Source organism: Caballeronia sp. ATUFL_F1_KS39 (genome assembly GCF_023630985.1).
In the GTDB taxonomy this organism is placed as follows: domain Bacteria; phylum Pseudomonadota; class Gammaproteobacteria; order Burkholderiales; family Burkholderiaceae; genus Caballeronia; species Caballeronia zhejiangensis.
Genome location: NZ_JALQDZ010000036.1, coordinates 366445 through 384559 on the forward strand (window position 1 = coordinate 366445; position 18115 = coordinate 384559).

Here is an 18115-nt window from a genome sequence, read left to right on the forward strand (position 1 = left end):
GCCATGATGGCGACGCTCGCATACTCCGCTCCTTCGTTGCTGCGTTCACGCGGCGCGCGCGCCGGCGTGCAGTGGGCGTCGCTCGCGCTGTGCATCGCGTTATGGCATCTGGCGACGACGCATCGCTGGAACCTCGGCATCGTCACGTTCGAGAATGTGCCGACGCCCGCCGATACGCTCGCGGCCATCATCGATCTCGCGCATTCGCCCAAGCTCGTGGCCGATCTCGCGAGCAGCGTGAGACGCATCGCGGCGGGTTATGTCGCGGCGGCGGCGAGCGGCGTGGTGCTCGGAATCGCCATCGGCCGCTCGCAATGGTCGCGCCTCGCGTTGCTCACGCCGCTCGAAGTATTGCGGCCGATTCCCGCCGTCGCGTGGATTCCGCTCGCGATCCTGATGTTTCCTTCCTCCGAAATGTCGATGATCTTCATCACCTTCACCGGCGCGTTCTTTCCGATCCTGCTCGGCACGATACACGGCGTCGAAGGCGTGGAGCCACGGCTCGTGTCGTCGGCGCGCAGTCTCGGCGCGGGCAATCGCGTGATCCTGCGCGAAGTGATCCTGCCGGGCGCGGCGCCCGCGATCGTCACCGGCCTTGCCATCGGCATGGGCACGTCGTGGTTCTGCCTCGTCACCGCCGAGATGATCTCGGGGCAATACGGCATCGGCTATTACACATGGCAGTCGTACACGGTGCAGCGTTATCCCGATGTCGTCGTCGGCATGTTGCTGATCGGCCTGCTCGGCATGGGCAGCAGCGCGCTCGTGCGCGTCGCGGGCACGCGGCTCACGCCGTGGCTCGCCGCAGGGAGGATTCGATGAGCGCGGGCCGCATCCAACTCGAAGCGCTCGGCATTGCGTTGGGCGACGGCGCGAGCGCATTCACCGCCGTGCGCGATGTGAACGCGGTCATCGAGCCGGGCGAATTCGTCTGCATACTCGGGCCGTCGGGCTGCGGCAAGTCGACCTTGCTTGCCGCGCTCGCGGGACATGTCGCGCCGAACGCGGGCCGCGCGACGCTCGATGGCAAGCTCATCGAAGGACCGCATCCCGAGCGCGGCATGGTGTTTCAGCAACACACGCTGCTGCCGTGGCGCAAGACGCTCGATAACGTCGCGTTCGGACTGAAGATGCGCGGCGTGAAGAAACGCGAGCGGCATCTGCGCGCGCGGGCGTTGCTCGATCGCGTCGGGCTGGGCGCGTTCGCGGAGCGCTATCCCGCGCAGCTTTCGGGCGGCATGCAGCAACGCGCGGAGATCGCGCGCGCGATGCTCAACGAGCCGCGCGTGCTGCTGATGGACGAACCCTTCGGCGCGCTCGATGCACAGACGCGCGCATCGATGCAGGCGCTTCTGCTCGATGTATGGAGCGAGCGCCGTCCGACGGTCATGTTCGTCACGCACGACATCGACGAAGCGCTCTTTCTCGCTGATCGCGTTCTCGTGATGAGCCATAGCCCGGGCACGGTGCTCGAAGAACTGCGCGTGCCGTTTGCGCGTCCGCGTGAACGCGAGCTCGTCACGGAAGCCGGATTCGTCGCGTTGAAGCGTCGTTGTCTCGCGTTGCTTCGTTATCCGCTTGCGAGCCCGATGGCCGCATCGAACGACGCGCCCGCGCGCATCGACATATCACACTCCGTTCTCTCATGACGCACACCAATCCACTTTTCGATACCGTCACCGACGCCGCCCTCGCCGCGCGCTTCAACGATGCCGATGCCGCCGTGCGCCGTCTCGCCGTGCTCGAAGCCGCCGACCTCGAAGACGAAGCCTGGCTGCCCCTGCTCGCCGATGCCCTGCGCCACGACACGGATGCCGACGTGCGTCGCACCGCGGCGCAACGTCTCGGCGCGTGGGAAACGGACGAAGCAGTCGATGCGCTATGCGCCGCGCTCGACGACGCCGATACCGATACGCGCGAAGCCGCCGCCGACAGTCTCGCTGCGTTGAAAGATCCCGTCGCGGGCGAACGCCTGCTGCCGCATCTCGCCGATGCCGATACCGATGCCGGCGCGTTCAAGCGCGCGGCCCTTTTGCGCGCGTTGCGCGAATTGCGCTTGCCGAGCGCGGCCGGACCTGCGCTTGCGGCGCTAGCGAATGCGTCGCCGTTCGTGAGGCGCGAGGCCATCGGCGTGCTGGGCTGGCTGCGTCATGTGGATGCGCTGCCGCAGTTGAAGCACATCGCGCGCACCGATGCTTCGACGGAAGTGCGTCACGCTGCCGTCGGCGCATTGGGCTTCGCCACCGACGACGGCGTGATCGAAACGTTGATCCACGCGCTCTCCGATCGAGCGTGGCGCGTGCGTGAGGAAGCCGCCGCGACGCTCGGCAAGCTGCGTCTCGTCGCCGCGCGCAATGCATTGGAAAACGCCCTCTCCGACGACTATTGGCAAGTCACGTTGCAGGCGACACGCGCGCTCGGACGTTTGCGCGATGTCGCAAGCACGCATGCCGTGTCGGAACTGCTGACGTTTCCGATCAGCAACGTGCGCAAGGAGGCCGCGCTTTCACTGGGCGAACTCGGCGATACGCATGCGCTCGCCGTGCTCGAAGCCGCACTCGACGACGGCGATCCGGAAGTGCGCAAGGCCGCGCGCATCGCGATTGCGCAGATCAGCGAGCGGCACGCTTCACATAGCGCGCGATGAAGGTGCGCGTCTCGTCATCGGGAAAGCGCACGGCGACGCGCTCGCCGCTGATCATTTCGACAATGCCTTCGCCATAACGACGCACTTTCACGCGCTCGCCCGGCGCGAACGCCTTCGTCTTGCGATCGGCTTGCTCTTCTTCTTTGGCGCGCATCTGTTCGCGCACTTCGCGCGGACTCTCGATCACCTCCGGCGGATGCACGCAGTTATCGCACACGCCGCAGTGGCCGCCGTCGAGTTCGTCGTCGGGCGCGCGGTAATGCACATCGCTCGCGCGCAGCGGCGCGGACGTGCGCGCGTCGTTCATGTCGTCGGCGAAGTAGTCGAGCAGCATGCGCCAGCGGCACTGCGCGCTCTGCGCATACGCGATCATGCGCTCGAGCACCGCGCGATCGCGTTCGCTGCGCGCCGCGTATTCCTGCGACGCCCCTTCGAGCTTCGCGATGGCCGCATCGTCGTCGACGAGCTTCATGCCGCCGCGCCGCGTGCGACGCGTCACGCCGAGATCGTTGAGCAGCGCCGCCGCCACGCGCAGCTTGTTCGCGCCGATGTTCGGCAACGCTTCGCGCAGACGCGCAAGCGGCTTGTCGAGCGTGCGGGCGGCATCGTCGCTCGCGAGTTCGCGCACTTTCTCCGCGACGCGCGCAATCATCTCCGCGCTCGGATATCGGCCGCTCATGAAGAACTGCTGCACCTGCTTGTCCTTCATTTCGAACAACAGCGTGCAACGCGCGGTCTCGCCGTCGCGGCCGGCGCGCCCCGCTTCCTGATAGTACGCATCGAGACTGCCGGGCATCTGCGCGTGAATGACGAAGCGGATGTCGGGCTTGTCGATGCCCATGCCGAACGCATTGGTCGCGACCATCACGCGCGCGCGGTTCTCCATGAACGCGTCCTGCGATGACGAGCGCGCGCCCGACGACAGCTTGCCGTGATAGCGCTCGGCCTCGACACCCGCATCGACGAGCGCGGCATGCAGCGCCTCGCATTCCGCGACCGTCGCGCAATAGACGATGCCGCTCCCCGCTTCGCCCGTCGCGATCTCGATCGCGCGCCGGCGCCGGTCATCCGGGTTCGTGAGTTGTTCGACGCTGAAATGCAGGTTGTCGCGAAAGACGCCCGTATGGATGACGTTCGCGCGCTTCATCTCCAGTTCGCGCACGATATCGACGATGACGGCGGGCGTCGCCGTCGCGGTGAGCGCGAGCACGGGCGGACGGCCGAGCGTCTTGATCGCGTGGATCAGTTCGACATATGCCGGCCGGAAATCGTGGCCCCATTGCGAGATGCAATGCGCCTCGTCGATGACGGCAAGCGCGATCGGCGGCATGTCCTTCGCGGTGAGTTCGGCGGTGAATTCGGCATCGACGAGACGCTCGGGCGTGACGAAGAGCATGCGGATTTCGTGTCGCGCGATGGCCTGCATCGCGTCGCGCTGTTCACTCGCGGAGAGCGTGCTGTTGAGCATGGCGGTCGCAATGCCCGCTTCGACCAGCTTCGTGAGCTGATCGCGCATCAGCGAAATCAGCGGCGACACGATGACCGTCATGCCATCGAATTGCAGCGCGGGCAATTGATAGCACAGCGACTTGCCCGCGCCGGTGGGCATGACGGCGAGCGTGTCGTTGCCGTCGAGCACGCTGCGAATCACGTCTTCTTGTCCGGGACGCAAGTGCGGAAAGCCGAAGACTTTGCGCAGCGCGGTTTCGAGTTCGCGATCGAGCGGCTTGCGCGATTGCGTGTGGATGTCGGCTCTGTCGTTCATTCGAAGGTAACGCGGATCGTGGATGCGCAATGGCATCCGCAATTGGCGTTCCTTGCGAGACAGGCTTGCTTGGCGGAAGGCAGCCGGAGTCGAACCGACCTGGGAACGTCTGACATCCCCAACCGGGTTTGAAGCCCGGCCGCACCACCGGATACGGATGCCTTCCTTTGAAAACCACGGCGCCGCACGTCCGATCGAATTTCGACCGGGCGTCCGATTATAACGGCGCGTTCTCAGCCGTTGCCATCGCGCGAGCGCGGCTGTCGCCGCCGCAGCAGCCGATAAGCGCAATAGACGAGCGCCGCCGCGACGAGCACATCCACCACCGTCGCGCCATGCGATTCCAGTTCGAGCACGGCGACATGCAGTTGCCGCTCGAAAAGCGCGCCGCCCAATACCCAGAACGACGCCCACGCGGCAATTCCAGCCGTATCCCAGAAGAAGAACGCGAGCGCGGCGATGTGCGTCGTGCCCATCAGCGGCGGCGTGACGAGACCGAGACCCGGCACGAACTTCGATACCGCGACGATCGGCGCGCCATGACGCTCGAACAGTTCGCCGGTCGTACGCATCCCGCTGTCGACCGCATACGATCTGCGCGAGAGCGCCGCGACGAGCCGACGTCCGTAGATGCGCCCCGCCGAGAACCACACGCTGTCGCCGAGCAACGCGCCGCACAGCGCCGCGAACAGCACATGCGCGAAAGAGAGGCGTCCGCTCGCCACGGCCGAGCCCGCGAACACGAGCAAAGGCGCGGACGGCAGCGGCACGCCGAGGCGCGTCAGCAGAACGTTCGCGAAGACGGCAGCGCCGCCCCATTGCACGATCGCCGACGGAGGAATCTGGATCAACCGGCACCTCTCGATCGCAACATCATTCGGACCTCGACTCGACGAGCATCACCGGCACGTTGCCGCATCCCGCGCTGCTCGCAATTTCGATACCGCGCCAGGGCGTGCCCTCGCCATGATCGAAGGCCATCGGATCGACGCGCCGGTCCGGGCGCAGCACGTTGAACGGCCACGACGGACGGCGCAGGCGCTCGTGCACGACCGAGCCGAGCCAGATCGGCGCGGGCGGCGCGCCTGCGTCCTGGCGCACTTCGTAATGCGTGGGCCAGAAGCGCAGCACGTCGCGCTCGTCGGCGCCGCGCACGGAACGCGCGAACACGAGCTTCGACGGCTCGCCGTTGTTCAGGCGCGGCAACGCGGGCAACGCGATGGCGGGCGCATTCGGCAACACCACCGACATCACGCTCTTCAGGCTCACGTGCGACACCTCCGTCCAGCCGCGCGATGCCAGTTGCGCGCGAATCTGCTCGGGCGTCGCCGCCCATTGCACGGTGATCGGCTCGCGACGATCGCCCTCCATGCTCGCTCGATAACAGGAAAACGTGCGCCATACCGAATCGGTCCACTGAATCGGCGTAATGACGACGGTCGATGGCACGACGCTGTGCGCCTCCGTTTCATCGCTCGTTTGCAGCGCGACGCTCGCGCAGATCACGGCAAGCACGGCGACCGGCATCAGCGGCCGCGGCGGCGGCTTGCCGGGATTGCGCCATACCGCCGTGAGCGCGATCAGGAAGACCCAGACGGCGGCGAGCGCCGCGCTGCCGAGCGCATCGGAGATGGTGAAGCGGCCGAAGTACAGCCCCGCCAGACCGACCGCCGTCACGATGGCCGAGGTCGCCGTCGCGATGAACACGCCCGTCAGGATGCCCACGCGCCGCAGCAGCAGGAACGCGAGAAAGCCGTAGATCACGACCGTCGCCGCGACGTCGCTGTTCGGAAAGCGATGCTCCGACGGCGCGAACGAAACGAGCGCCGGCTCGTGCGCGGTGAAGCGGATCGCCGCGACGAGCAATTGCGAAAACGCCACGGCCACGACCCAGTACGTGACCGTGCGCCAACGCCGTTCGAAGCTCATCCACACGATGACCGTCGCGCCGAGCGCGAGCAGCGTCTGCGTGCTGCCGAGCGTCGCGGCGACATCGAGGATCGAATCGGTCCAGGTCGACTGGAACGATTGCAGCAGCCGGTAAATCGACACATCGACCTGAACGATCGACGCGCCGCGCGCCACGTTCGCGAGCACCGAGAAAAAGAGGATTGCGGACGCGAGCAGCAGCACCGAGATCATGACGATGAGGCCCGTCGCCGGATTGCCCGGATCGAGCGCGCGCGAGACGAGCCGCGCGGGCAGGCCGTTGCCCTTCCGCGCCCAGGAGAGCAGCGCGTCGCGCGACGCGATGGTCCAGCGCATCGCGTGCGAAACGATCACGCGCGCGAGATTGAACACGATCCACGCTAGCGCCGCGACGAGAATCAGAATCACGACGAGCCGGATCGACACCGCGCCCGCCAGTTCGATCGACGCGCCGAACACGACGCCCGGCAGGATATGCGTCGGCGCCCAGATGAGCGCGCTCAGTATGTTGACGACGAGAAAGCGCGCCGGCGTCATGCCGGTCACGCCCGCGACGACCGGCACGACCGCGCGCATCGGCGCGACGAAGCGCGCGAGCACGACGCTCTTCGCGCCGTGCTTGTCGAAATACTTCTTGCCGGCGACGAGCGCGCCCGGATGCGAGCGGAACGGCCACATCTGCGCGATGCGGTCCGCGTAGTGCTGGCCGAACCAGAAACTCGCGGCGTCTCCCGCAATGGCGCCCGCGATCGCGCAGACGAATACCCAGCCGAGATTCAGCGCGCCCGCGCCGACGAGCGCGCCCGCGATGAACATGGCCGTGCTGCCCGGCACGAACGTACCGATGAACGCGACCGATTCGAGAAACGACGCGAGCAGCACGACCGCGAGCGCCCACTCGGGGTGGCTCGACATGACATGCAGCAGCCTGAAGTAGAGATGCTCCATCGTGATGGAAGGACGAGCGCGCAATCGTCAGACGGACTCGTGCCAGCGGCTATCGGCGCGCAAGAGGTGCAGGTCGCGGTGGAATCGAGTGTACCCAACCCGGTCGAAGAACTCCAAAATCTGTATCGCGCGCTTGCGGCCGAGCGCGCTCGCATCGCGGAAAGCGGCCGCACCGACCGCGCCGCCCTGCGTTTGCGCCGATTGCGCGACGAGTTGCGCCAGCGCGCCGATCGACGCGCGGCAATAAAACAGATCGCGCACCACCTGATACACGTCGCCGCGGCGCGCGAGCTTCCTGAGCAGCCTGCGCATCTCGTCCTCGCCGACGCCCTGCGCCTTCGCCAGATCACGCACCCAGGGCGGATCGAAACGCCCTTCTTCGAGCGATGCGAGCACCGCGCGAGCGAGCGCTTCCTCGTTGTCGTCGAGCGTCACCGCATGCGACGGCAGATGCAGCCACGGCCCGCTCTTCGCGATCGCGCAGCTCGTCACCGCATCGTCGACGAGCGCGCGCCACAGCGCGTCCGGCGCGAGCGGCGCGGCCATGCGGCGCAGACGCGCGGCGTCGGGGCCTTGCTCGTCGGGAAAGCGTTCGTGGAAAGCGGCTAGCGCATCGAGCAGGCGCGCCTTGAGCGCATCCCAGTGACGCGCCGCGATGTAGAGCATGTCATCGTGCGTGGGCACGGCGCGCACGCCTTCGGGCGACAGGCCGCGCCCGTACAAATGCTCGACAAGCGAGCGCGGCAAGCCATACGGCGCTTCGTCGAAAAGCGCATCGGCGCGACCGGTATCCAGCATCGCGACGAGCGCATCGAGCCACGCGCGGCGCTGCGGCGTGCGGCGCTTGCGCGCGGGCGCGAACGGATCGAGCACGCGCCCGCCGCCGACCGTCCGGTTCGCCTGCGCGTTGCGCACGATGAAGCGATCGCCGGGCAGCGCGCAAACGGGTTGATCGAAGACGAGCTGCACGCGCGCCGTGTTTCCCCCAGCGAGCGTATCCGCTTCGAGCAGCGCCACATGCGCGACGCGATGCGTCGTGCCGAGATGCACATGCAGGGGCGCCCAATGTGTGAGCGTGAGTTGCGCATCGCCGAGCAAGCTCAGTTCGACATCGAGCCGTTCGGATGCCCGCGCGAGCCGCGCATCCACGATCCAGTCGCCGCGTGCGAGCGCATCCTTGTCGATGCCCGCGAGATTGAGCGCGCAGCGCTCGCCCGCACGGCCCGTCTCTGCGGCGCGATTCTGCGCGTGAATGCTCCGCGCGCGCACGGGCTCGCCGCCGGATTCGCGCGGCGCGAGCGCCAGCATGTCGCCGACGTTCACGCAGCCCGCGAACACCGTGCCCGTCGCGATCGTGCCCTGCCCCGTCAGCGTGAACACGCGATCGACCGCGAGCCGGAAGAAGCCATCGTCGCGGCGCGTGCGCCAGTGCGCGGCGGCATCGTGAAGATACGCTCGCAACGAAGCGACGCCCGCGTCACCGTCTTGAGTGGCATCGGTGTCGAACAAGGGCGCATCGCGCAACGGGCCGCGCGCGAGCAACGCCGCGATTTCGGCGTGCACGTCGCGCACGCGCGATGCCTCCACGCGATCGCACTTCGTCACCGCGACCGCGCCGCGCGTCACGCCGAGCAGTTCGAGGATCGCGAGATGTTCGCGCGTTTGCGGCATCACGCCGTCGTCGGCGGCGATCACGAGCAAGGCGAAGTCGATGCCGCACGCGCCCGCCGCCATCGTGTGCACGAGTTTCTCGTGTCCGGGCACGTCGATGAAGCCGAGCACGCCGCCGTCGTCCAAAGGCACGTACGCGTAGCCGAGTTCGATCGAGATGCCGCGCGCCTTCTCTTCCTTCAGCCGGTCGGTGTCCACGCCCGAGAGCGCGCGCACGAGCGTCGTCTTGCCATGATCGATATGCCCCGCCGTGCCGACGATCATTCGCGTGCGTCCTCGCCTGCATCCAACTGCGCGATGAACGCGGCTTCATCGGTTTCTTCGAGACAGCGCAGATCGAGACGCAGCGCGCCATCCGCGATGCGCCCGATGACCGGACGCGGCAACTCGCGCAGCCGCTTCTCGATGCGATTGAGTTGCCCGCCCGCGCGCTTGCCGCTCGCGAGGCGCACCGCGAGGCCGTAGCTCGGCAGCACGTCGACGGGCAATGCGCCGCTGCCGATCTGGCTGAACATCGGTTCGGCGCTGACAGTGAAGGCATCGCCGATCATGCGCTGCAACGCAGGTTCGATGCGTTCGGCGGCGAGGCGCATTGCGTCGGCGGGACGCGTGAGCAGACGCAATGTCGTGAGACGCTCGGCCAGCGTTTCAGGCGCGCGATAGAGACGCAGCACGGCTTCGAGCGCCGCGAGCGTGAGCTTGCCGACGCGCAATGCGCGCTTGAGCGGATGCTTCTTGATCTTCGCGATGAGATCCGCGCGCCCGACGATCAGGCCCGCTTGCGGCCCGCCCAACAGCTTGTCGCCGCTGAACGTGACGAGATCCGCGCCTGCCGCGACCGTCTCGCGCACGGTCGCTTCGCGCGGCAAGCCCCATTGCGCGAGATCGACGAGCGTGCCGCTGCCGAGATCGACCGCGACCGGCAAGTTCCGCGCTTTCGCGAGCGGCGCGAGTTCGGCGAGCGTGACTTCCTTCGTGAAGCCGCTCACGGCGTAGTTGCTGCAATGCACCTTCATCAGGAGCGCGGTCTTCGCGTTGATCGCTTCGTCGTAGTCTGACAGATGCGTGCGATTCGTCGTGCCGACTTCGCGCAGCTTCGCGCCCGCACGATTCATGATGTCGGGAATGCGGAACGCGCCGCCGATCTCGACGAGTTCGCCGCGCGACACGATCACTTCCTTGCGCGATGCGAGCGCGGAAAGCGTCAGCAGCACGGCCGCCGCGTTGTTGTTGACGACGGTCGCGGCTTCGGCGCCCGTCAGCTCGCAGATGAGGCCGTTGATGAGATCGTCGCGATCGCCGCGCGCGCCGGTGTCGAGATCGAACTCGAGATTCGCCGGACGCGTGAGCACTTCGGCGACCGCGCGCACCGCTTCGTCGGGCAGCAGCGCGCGGCCGAGATTCGTATGCAGCACCGTGCCCGTCAGGTTGAAGACGCTGCGCACGTTGCTGCGCGCGCGTTTCGCGAGCCGCGCGTCGACGGCGAGCGCGAGTTGCGCATCGCTCAGTGCATCGACGGACGCGCGGCCCGCTTGCGCATCGACGCGCCATGCATCGAGCGTCGCGCGCAATGCGGCGAGCGCCTGCGTGCGGCCGTACGTGGCGATCACCGCCTCGAACTCCGCGGATGCCAGCACGCGCTCGACCGATGGCACGCGAGCCATCAATGCGCGCAACTCGCCGCCGTCGCCTGTGACATCGCTCATCGATCGCCTTCCTGTTGTTCGGGCCAGAGCCACGGATGCGGCGCCGCGCGCCGAAAACCCGCATCGCCCATCAGGAGATCGAGCGTGAGGCTCGCGAGATCGTCGGCGTAAGGTTCGAAGTCGTAAGCCTTCTCCTGATAGCCGATCTTGCGGTACGTGCCGCATTCGTCGCACGATTCCGCCTTGAGCGGCGCGCTTGTCGCCTTCGCCGTTTTTTCTTCCTCGGGTTCGTCGCCCGTACCCATCACGTGATACGCGATGCCTTTGGTCGAATCGCAGTTCGTGCATTTCGCGCGGACTACGTGAAGCTCCGTCGCGCACAGTCCGCATTGCACGTAGCGATAACCTTCATACGCGCCGCCCACGCGCACGATGCTCGCGACCGGCACCGAGCCGCAGACGGGACATACGCCGGGCGTGTCGAGATACGGCACGTCCCGCATGTCGATGCGGCTGGCGAGATCGGTCCACACGACTTGCAGCGCGGCCGCGATGAGGGGCGCGGCGGCCGGATCGATTTCGGCGAAGCGCAGCGCGAGGATCGCGTCGGCTTGGGCGTCGAGCGCGGCGGCGTCGAGCGCGCGCAGACGGGCGACGAGTTGCGCGAGCGCGGGCGTTAGCGCGCCGGCGGCTTCGATGCCGTCGAGCAGCATGAAGAGTACGTCGCGCCACGCGGGATCGCGGTCATCCGTGAGCGCGGGAACGATCGGCATCGAATGACGCTGATTCAGTTCGATGGACTCGCGCGAGGGCATCGGCGCATTGAAATGCGCGAGCACGCGCTGCTGGGCGTCGGCGAGCGCGGCCATCAGGCGCAGATAACCGGAGATGGGATTGCTTGCGTCGGCGAGTTGCCGAAGACGTGCGGCGCGCGTGGCGAATATCGTCGCGCGCTCCGGCATGCGCAAACGCGGAATGGCCGACGGATCGAGCGATTCGATTCGCGAGGCTTCGACTATGCGTTGGACCACGGAAGGTTTCCTCGCGGGGTGAACGGTCGACCGAGCATATCAGCAAAACGGATATGAAATGGACCGCACCCCGCACGTATTGGCCCAACGTCGCGCCGGATTTCTACTTCCCGATCATCTCCCTGAACCACCGCGGATGATGCTTGCGCGCCCATCCATACGTGACAGTGCCGCGCGTCATCGCGCCGATCGAACCCTTCACCCAAAGCGCCGCATAGATATGCACGATGATCGACACGATCAGCACGAACGCCGTCGCCGCGTGCACGACGGATGCAAGACGAATCACGGTAATCGGGAAATAGAACGCGAAGTATCTGCGCCAGATCACGATGCCGCTCACGAGCAGCAACACGAGACTCGCCACCATCACGAAGAACAACAGCTTTTGCCCGGCGTTGTACTTGCCGATCTCAGGCAGGCGATCCTCGCGATTGGTGAGCACGTCGTTCATCTGCTTCATCCACTGGACGTCGTTCTTGTCCAGATAGTTGTGATGCCAGAAGCGCAGCGCAAGGATCATGAAGGAGATGAACATCACGCAGCCGACGAACGGATGCAGGATGCGCGTCCATTGCCCGCCGCCGAACACGGCATAGAGCCATGCCATCGACGGATGAAACATCGCGAGTCCGGACAGCGCGAGCAGCACGAAGGTGATCGCGGTGATCCAGTGATTCGTGCGCTCGTTCGGCGTGTAGCGCACGATCAGCCGATGGCCCTTCACGTCACGCAGTTCGCTATCGTGTTTCATCTGTACGCTCCTGTCCGCCTTCACGCCGACGCTGCACTTCTTCCGCTTCGCGATGCGCTTCGAGTTCGTCTTCCTCGCTGACTTCGTTCGGCCCGACGCGCGTGTAATGGAAGAAGCCCGCAAACGCCGCCAACGCGATGCCGATCATCGCGAGCGGCTTCGTCACGCCCTTCCATATCGACACGAGCGGACTGATGTGCGGATCCTTCGCGAGCCCGTGATACAGCTCCGGCTGATCCGCGTGATGCAGCACGTACATCACATGCGTGCCACCCACGCCCGCCGGATCGTAGAGGCCCGCGTTAGCAAAGCCGCGCTCCTTCAGATCCTCGACGCGATCGGCCGCCTGCTGCTGCATGTCGACCTTGGTGCCGAACATGATCGCGCCGGTCGGGCACGTCTTCACGCACGCGGGCTCCTGCCCGACCGCGACGCGATCCGAACATAGCGTGCACTTGTACACGCGATGATCTTCCTTCGAAAGCCGCGGAATATTGAACGGGCAGCCGGTAATGCAATAGCCGCAGCCGATGCAGTTCTCCTCGTGAAAATCCACGATGCCGTTCGTGTACTGAATGATCGCGCCCGGCGAAGGACACGCCTTCAGGCAACCCGGATCCTCGCAATGCATGCAGCCGTCCTTGCGGATCAGCCATTCGAGGTCGCCCTTCGGATTTTCGTATTCGGTGAAGCGCATCACCGTCCACGAATGCTCCGTCAGGTCGCGCGGATTGTCGTAGATGCCGGTCGTGTGACCGATATCGTCGCGCAGGTCGTTCCACTCCATGCACGCCGTCTGACACGCCTTGCAGCCGATGCACTTCGACACGTCGATGAGCTTCGCGACCGTGCCCGTCACCGGCTCGCGTATTTGCGTCTGCGGCACGGTCGTCGCGGAGAGACGCTTGATATCGAGCGATTGCAGAGCCATCTCGTCCTCCCTATGCCTTCTCGACCTTCACGAGGAACGACTTGAACTCGGGTGTCTGCGAGTTCCCGTCGCCCACGGAAGGCGTGAGCGTGTTGACGAGATAGCCCGGCTGCGTGAGGCCCTTGAAGCCCCAGTGCAGCGGCAGGCCGACGGTGTGCACCTTCTTGCCCTCCACAGTCAGTGGTTTGATGCGCTTCGTGACGAGCGCCACCGCGACGACATGCCCGCGATTGCTCGACACCTTCACGCGATCCCCCGCGACGACGCCGACTTCCTTCGCATGCTCCTCGCCGATCTCCACGAACTGCTGCGGCTGCACGATCGCGTTGAGCCGCGCGTGCTTGGTCCAGTAGTGGAAGTGCTCGGTGAGGCGATACGTGGTCGCGGTGTCCGGGAACTTGTCGGCGGTGCCGAACGCGGCGCGATCGTCGGGGAAGACGCGCGCGGCCGGATTGCTCGTCACCGCCTTGTTGTCGGGGAAGAACGGGTTATGGCCGAGCGGCGTCTCGAACGGCTCATAGTGCGCGGGGAACGGGCCTTCGTTCATGCCGTCGCGTGCGAAGAATCGCGCCACGCCCTCCGGATTCATGATGAACGGACTCATGCCCTTGTCCGGCGGTTCGTCGACCTTGAAGTCGGGGACATCCGGACCGCCCCACGCGCGCCCGTTCCACGCGACGAGCTTTCTCGACGGATCGAACGGCTTGCCGTTCACATCGCACGATGCGCGGTTGTACAGCACACGCCGATTCGCCGGCCACGCCCACGCCCAGCCGAGCGTCTGCCCGATGCCCGTCGGATCGGAGTTGTCGCGCCGGCCCATCTGGTTGCCCGCCTGCGTCCACGATCCGCAGAAGATCCAGCATCCGCTGGCGGTCGAGCCGTCGTCGCGCAGTTGCGCGAAGCTCGCCAGTTGCTCGCCGCGTTTGGCGAGGACCTTCGTCTGATCGGTCGGATCGGTGACGTCGGCGAGCGCGCGGCCGTTGAACTCCATCGCGATTTCCTCCGGCGTCGGGCTTTCCGGGTCCGCGTACGGCCACGTCATCTTCAGGATCGGATCGGGATATTTGCCGCCCTTCTCCTGATATGCCTTGCGCATGCGCAGCCACAATCCCGACATGATCTCGAGATCGCTTCGCGCTTCGCCCGGCGGCGTCGTGCCCTGCCAGTGCCATTGCAATACGCGCGACGAACTGACGAGCGAGCCGCGCTCTTCGGCGAAGCAACTCGTCGGCAGACGGAACACTTCGGTCTGAATCTTCGACGAATCGACATCGTTGAATTCGCCGTGATTCTTCCAGAACTCCGACGTCTCGGTCGCGAGCGGATCCATGATGACGAGCCATTTCAGCTTCGACAGGCCGAGCCCGATCTTCGCCTTGTTCGGCGCCGCCGCAAGCGGATTGAAGCCCTGGCAGATGTAGCCGTTCATCTTGCCCTGCGCCATCAGCTCGAAGACCTGCAGCATGTCGTAGGACTTGTCGAGCTTCGGCAGCATGTCATAGCCGAAGTTGTTGTCGGCCGTCGCGTTATCGCCCCACCACGACTTCATGAAGCTCACGTAAAACGCGCGATAGTTCTTCCAGTAGCTCAGTTGATTCGGCCGCAGCGGCTGCGACGCGCGCTTCTTGATGTAGTCCTCGTATTCCTGCTCGCCTTCCATCGGCAAGGTCATGTAGCCGGGCAGCAGATTCGACATCAGGCCGAGATCGGTCAGGCCTTGAATGTTCGAGTGCCCGCGCAGCGCATTCATGCCGCCGCCCGCGATGCCGATATTGCCGAGCAGAAGCTGCACCATCGCGCCCGTGCGAATCATCTGCGCGCCGACCGAGTGATGCGTCCAGCCGAGCGCATAGAGAATCGTGCCGGCGCGATTCGGCGCCGCGGTCGTCGCGAGCATCTCGCAGACCTTGAGGAACTTGTCGGTCGGCGTGCCGCAAACCTTCGTCACCATTTCCGGCGTGTAGGCGGCGTAGTGCTGCTTCAACAGGTTGTAGACGCAGCGCGGATGCTGCAAGGTCGGATCGGTCTTCACATAGCCGTCGTCGCCGCGCTCGTAATCCCAGCTCGTCTTGTCGTACTTGCGATGTTCCGCGTCATAGCCCGAGAACACGCCGTCCTTGAACGCGAAGTCCTCGCGCACGATGAACGACATGTCCGTGTAGTTCTTCACGTACTCGTGCTGGATCTTGTCGTTCGTGAGCAGATAGTTGATGACGCCGCCGAGGAACGCGATGTCCGTGCCGGTGCGAATCGGCGCGTAGAAATCCGCGACCGATGCCGTGCGCGTGAAGCGCGGGTCCACGACGATGAGACGCGCGCGCCGATGCGCCTTCGCCTCCGTCACCCACTTGAAGCCGCACGGATGCGCCTCGGCTGCATTGCCGCCCATCACGAGAATCAGGTCCGTGTTCTTGATGTCGACCCAATGGTTCGTCATCGCTCCACGGCCAAACGTCGGGGCAAGACCTGCCACCGTCGGGCCATGTCAGACACGCGCCTGATTATCGAATGCGAGCATTCCCCAACTGCGCACCGTCTTGTGCGTCAGATAGCCGACTTCGTTGCTTCCCGCCGACGCCGCCAGAAAGCCCGAAGTCAGCCATCGATTGACCGTCTTGCCGTCGGGCGTCTTCTCGACGAAATTCGCATCGCGATCTTCCTTCAACAACTCGGCGATGCGATCGAGCGCCTCTTCCCACGAGATGCGTTTCCACTCGTTCGACCCCGGCGCGCGATGCTCGGGATACGTCAGCCGGCTCGGGCTATGTATGAAGTCGATGAGCGATGCGCCTTTCGGGCAGAGCGTGCCGCGATTGACCGGATGATCCGGATCGCCTTCGATGTGGATGATGCTCGATTTTGCGTTCTTGGCGTTGTCGCCGAGACCGTACATGAGGATGCCGCACCCGACTGAACAGTACGGACAGGTGTTGCGCGTTTCCGTGGTGCGCGACAGTTTGTATTGCCGGACTTCTGCGAGCGCGGGAGCCGGAGAGAAGCCCATTGCCGCCAGGCTCGAACCGGCGAGCGTGCTCGCAGAGACCTTGAGGAACTGTCGCCGTGACATTTGGAGCATGATTGCCCTCGGCGCGTCGTAATGTGGGTTACTGGGTTACTAAAGTATATGGTGCCCGATTACATCCCGCAGACAGGTTGACACGGTATTTGCACCAATCACAGGTCTTGCGCGCGTTGCATGCAACGAATACTTCATACGCAACCTTGTCGCTTTAGCAAGCGCCGCGCCTGACCACGCATGTTCTGGAATGGAACGTGCTCGACGGGGTGAAACATTCGCGCTCCATTCATCGAACCGAGAGGTCGCCATGAGTTCCGTCTCAACCCAGAAGATCGAAGCGGTGGTGAAGAAAGACGCTTCGTGGGCGCTCGGCGCGCTGAAGCAGTTCTCGGAAGACCGCTGCGCCGCGATGGCCGCGAGCATCGCGTTCTACTCGGCGTTCTCGCTCGCGCCGACGCTCGTCATGGTGATCGCCGTCGCGGGCTGGATCTTCGGACCGGAGGCGGCGCGCGGGCAACTTTTTCATCAAGTGAACGGACTCATCGGCGATCAGGCCGCGGCGGGCGTGCAGAGCATCGTCGAGAACGCGCATCGCAGCAGCGGGACCGGCATCGCCGCGATCATCTCGTTCGTGCTGCTCGCGGTCGGTGCATCGGCGACGTTTTCATCGCTCAATACGGCGCTCAACATCGTCTGGCCGATGAGCGGCGAGCAGCGCTCCAGCATCATGACGCTGGTGCGCGTGCGGCTCGTGTCGTTCGGGCTCGTGCTCGGCGTCGCGTTTCTGCTGATCGTCTCGCTCGTGCTCGATACCGCGATTCAGGCGGTCGGCATGTGGCTGTGGGCAAATTCGCCGTTCGTGATCGTCGGCGACGTCGTGCAGCTCGTGGTCGGGCTCGCGATTCTCACCGCCGCGTTCGGCGCATTGATGAAGTTCCTCCCCGATGCGCCCGTGCAATGGCGCGATGCGCTCGTCGGCGGGCTCGTCTCCGCGCTGCTTTTCTCGGCGGGCAAGAAGCTGTTCGCCTTGTATCTGACCCACGCGGGCACCGCGAGCGCGTTCGGCGCGGCGGGTTCGCTCGCCGTGCTGCTGATGTGGCTGTACTTCTCCGCCGCCGTGCTCCTGCTGGGCGCGGAATTTTCGGCGGCGCGCGCGCGAATGCACGATCCGCGCGGCGCATGGGGACAGCAGAACAATGGCCGCGTGCCGCCGGGCAGCCGCGCGAAGATTGGCTCGCTGCTCGCGGCCTCGACGCGCACGGCTGTGCCGGTCGCGGGCGCCGCATCCGCCGCCGCGCCGCTCACGCCGGCAAGCGCTCCTGACGATGCCCCCGCCACGGCGAGCGCGCGCCGCGCGATCGGCGCCCGCGCACAACACGCGCAACAACTGACGGGACAGGCGCGCAGGAAGGTATCCGCCGTCGCGCGGGCGCTGGCGTTGTCGCGCAAGCTCGCGCGCGCCGAATCGACGGCCACGCGCGCCACCGCGCTCGCGATGGTCGGCGCTGGCCGCAAGGCATCGCATGCGAATGCTGCGGTGCGGCGGCATCCGTGGCGCGCGGTGCTCGTGGCGGCAGGCGCGGGAATGGCGCTCGCATTGCTTTCGCGTCGCGATGCCGCGCGTGAAAACGACCGCGGCTGAGGCGCTTGCGCGCTATGTCGCGCGGCTGTCCGTCGAATCCGAAAGATCGCGCGCCGGGAAAGCCATTTGTTATTTCAAAAGCAAGTAATCGAATATCGGCGTCCAGAAAATCCGATTCAAATGTCCGAT

13 protein-coding genes and 1 tRNA gene are annotated in these 18115 nt (G+C 65.7%); 4 read left to right on the plus strand and 10 right to left on the minus strand.

Annotation, left to right across the window (positions count from 1 at the left end; genetic code table 11):
- Positions 1–3 precede the first annotated feature (3 nt).
- From NCR93_RS18875 to NCR93_RS18885, 3 genes are read left to right on the plus strand one after another with little or no spacing between them, the layout of a single operon-like run.
- On the plus strand, positions 4–822 hold the full coding sequence (locus NCR93_RS18875; RefSeq protein ID WP_208456974.1) for an ABC transporter permease: 819 nt from the start codon (positions 4–6) through the stop codon (positions 820–822).
- Complete coding sequence (locus tag NCR93_RS18880; RefSeq protein WP_175979536.1) at positions 819–1649, plus strand: ABC transporter ATP-binding protein; 831 nt, start codon at positions 819–821, stop codon at positions 1647–1649. The genes NCR93_RS18875 and NCR93_RS18880 overlap by 4 nt, the downstream gene beginning before the upstream one ends.
- Positions 1646–2647 (plus strand): HEAT repeat domain-containing protein, encoded by a 1002-nt coding sequence (locus NCR93_RS18885; RefSeq protein ID WP_175979537.1) that lies wholly within the window; start codon positions 1646–1648, stop codon positions 2645–2647. The genes NCR93_RS18880 and NCR93_RS18885 overlap by 4 nt, the downstream gene beginning before the upstream one ends.
- On the opposite strand, the gene NCR93_RS18890 is transcribed toward NCR93_RS18885, so the two are convergent.
- The 10 genes from NCR93_RS18890 to fdnG form a co-directional block, all read right to left on the minus strand.
- The gene (locus NCR93_RS18890; protein ID WP_175979538.1) at positions 2613–4412 is read right to left on the minus strand and encodes a RecQ family ATP-dependent DNA helicase; all 1800 of its coding nucleotides are present in this window, start codon (positions 4410–4412) and stop codon (positions 2613–2615) included. The two genes, NCR93_RS18885 and NCR93_RS18890, sit on opposite strands and share 35 nt — an antisense overlap.
- A 70-nt stretch (positions 4413–4482) precedes the next feature.
- Positions 4483–4578: transfer RNA gene (locus NCR93_RS18895), tRNA-Sec, on the minus strand.
- Between the two features lie 67 nt (positions 4579–4645).
- Positions 4646–5263, minus strand: coding sequence for a DedA family protein (locus NCR93_RS18900; RefSeq protein ID WP_175979539.1), 618 nt, complete (start codon positions 5261–5263; stop codon positions 4646–4648).
- 22 nt (positions 5264–5285) lie between these two features.
- Positions 5286–7289, minus strand: coding sequence for a VTT domain-containing protein (locus NCR93_RS18905; RefSeq protein ID WP_008352831.1), 2004 nt, complete (start codon positions 7287–7289; stop codon positions 5286–5288).
- A 27-nt stretch (positions 7290–7316) separates the two neighbouring features.
- Positions 7317–9224 (minus strand): selenocysteine-specific translation elongation factor, encoded by a 1908-nt coding sequence (selB, locus tag NCR93_RS18910; protein ID WP_175979540.1) that lies wholly within the window; start codon positions 9222–9224, stop codon positions 7317–7319.
- Complete coding sequence (gene selA, locus NCR93_RS18915; protein WP_175979541.1) at positions 9221–10666, minus strand: L-seryl-tRNA(Sec) selenium transferase; 1446 nt, start codon at positions 10664–10666, stop codon at positions 9221–9223. The genes selB and selA overlap by 4 nt, the downstream gene beginning before the upstream one ends.
- Positions 10663–11637 carry a formate dehydrogenase accessory protein FdhE gene (fdhE, locus tag NCR93_RS18920; protein ID WP_175979542.1) on the minus strand — a complete coding sequence of 325 codons (975 nt, stop codon included), beginning with the start codon at positions 11635–11637 and terminating at the stop codon, positions 10663–10665. The genes selA and fdhE overlap by 4 nt, the downstream gene beginning before the upstream one ends.
- Positions 11638–11740: 103 nt before the next feature.
- Positions 11741–12391, minus strand: coding sequence for a formate dehydrogenase subunit gamma (locus tag NCR93_RS18925; protein ID WP_008352824.1), 651 nt, complete (start codon positions 12389–12391; stop codon positions 11741–11743).
- Positions 12378–13322 (minus strand): formate dehydrogenase subunit beta, encoded by a 945-nt coding sequence (gene fdxH / locus NCR93_RS18930; RefSeq protein ID WP_008352823.1) that lies wholly within the window; start codon positions 13320–13322, stop codon positions 12378–12380. Before fdxH ends, NCR93_RS18925 begins: the two co-directional genes overlap by 14 nt.
- Positions 13323–13332: 10 nt before the next feature.
- On the minus strand, positions 13333–16401 hold the full coding sequence (gene fdnG / locus NCR93_RS18935) for a formate dehydrogenase-N subunit alpha (protein WP_144403755.1): 3069 nt from the start codon (positions 16399–16401) through the stop codon (positions 13333–13335).
- A gap of 250 nt (positions 16402–16651) precedes the next feature.
- On the opposite strand from fdnG, the gene NCR93_RS18940 reads away from it, so the two are divergent.
- The gene (locus NCR93_RS18940; RefSeq protein WP_175979543.1) at positions 16652–17986 is read left to right on the plus strand and encodes a YihY/virulence factor BrkB family protein; all 1335 of its coding nucleotides are present in this window, start codon (positions 16652–16654) and stop codon (positions 17984–17986) included.
- Positions 17987–18115: the final 129 nt, after the last annotated feature.

Coding starts and splice junctions, on each gene's coding strand:
- selB (WP_175979540.1), bottom strand. CDS start 9,224: ATGATCGTCGGCACGGCGGGGCATATCGATCATGGCAAGACGACGCTC.
- NCR93_RS18890 (WP_175979538.1), bottom strand. CDS start 4,412: ATGAACGACAGAGCCGACATCCACACGCAATCGCGCAAGCCGCTCGAT.
- NCR93_RS18940 (WP_175979543.1), top strand. CDS start 16,652: ATGAGTTCCGTCTCAACCCAGAAGATCGAAGCGGTGGTGAAGAAAGAC.
- NCR93_RS18880 (WP_175979536.1), top strand. CDS start 819: ATGAGCGCGGGCCGCATCCAACTCGAAGCGCTCGGCATTGCGTTGGGC.
- selA (WP_175979541.1), bottom strand. CDS start 10,666: ATGAGCGATGTCACAGGCGACGGCGGCGAGTTGCGCGCATTGATGGCT.
- NCR93_RS18885 (WP_175979537.1), top strand. CDS start 1,646: ATGACGCACACCAATCCACTTTTCGATACCGTCACCGACGCCGCCCTC.
- NCR93_RS18875 (WP_208456974.1), top strand. CDS start 4: ATGATGGCGACGCTCGCATACTCCGCTCCTTCGTTGCTGCGTTCACGC.
- fdxH (WP_008352823.1), bottom strand. CDS start 13,322: ATGGCTCTGCAATCGCTCGATATCAAGCGTCTCTCCGCGACGACCGTG.
- NCR93_RS18905 (WP_008352831.1), bottom strand. CDS start 7,289: ATGGAGCATCTCTACTTCAGGCTGCTGCATGTCATGTCGAGCCACCCC.
- NCR93_RS18925 (WP_008352824.1), bottom strand. CDS start 12,391: ATGAAACACGATAGCGAACTGCGTGACGTGAAGGGCCATCGGCTGATC.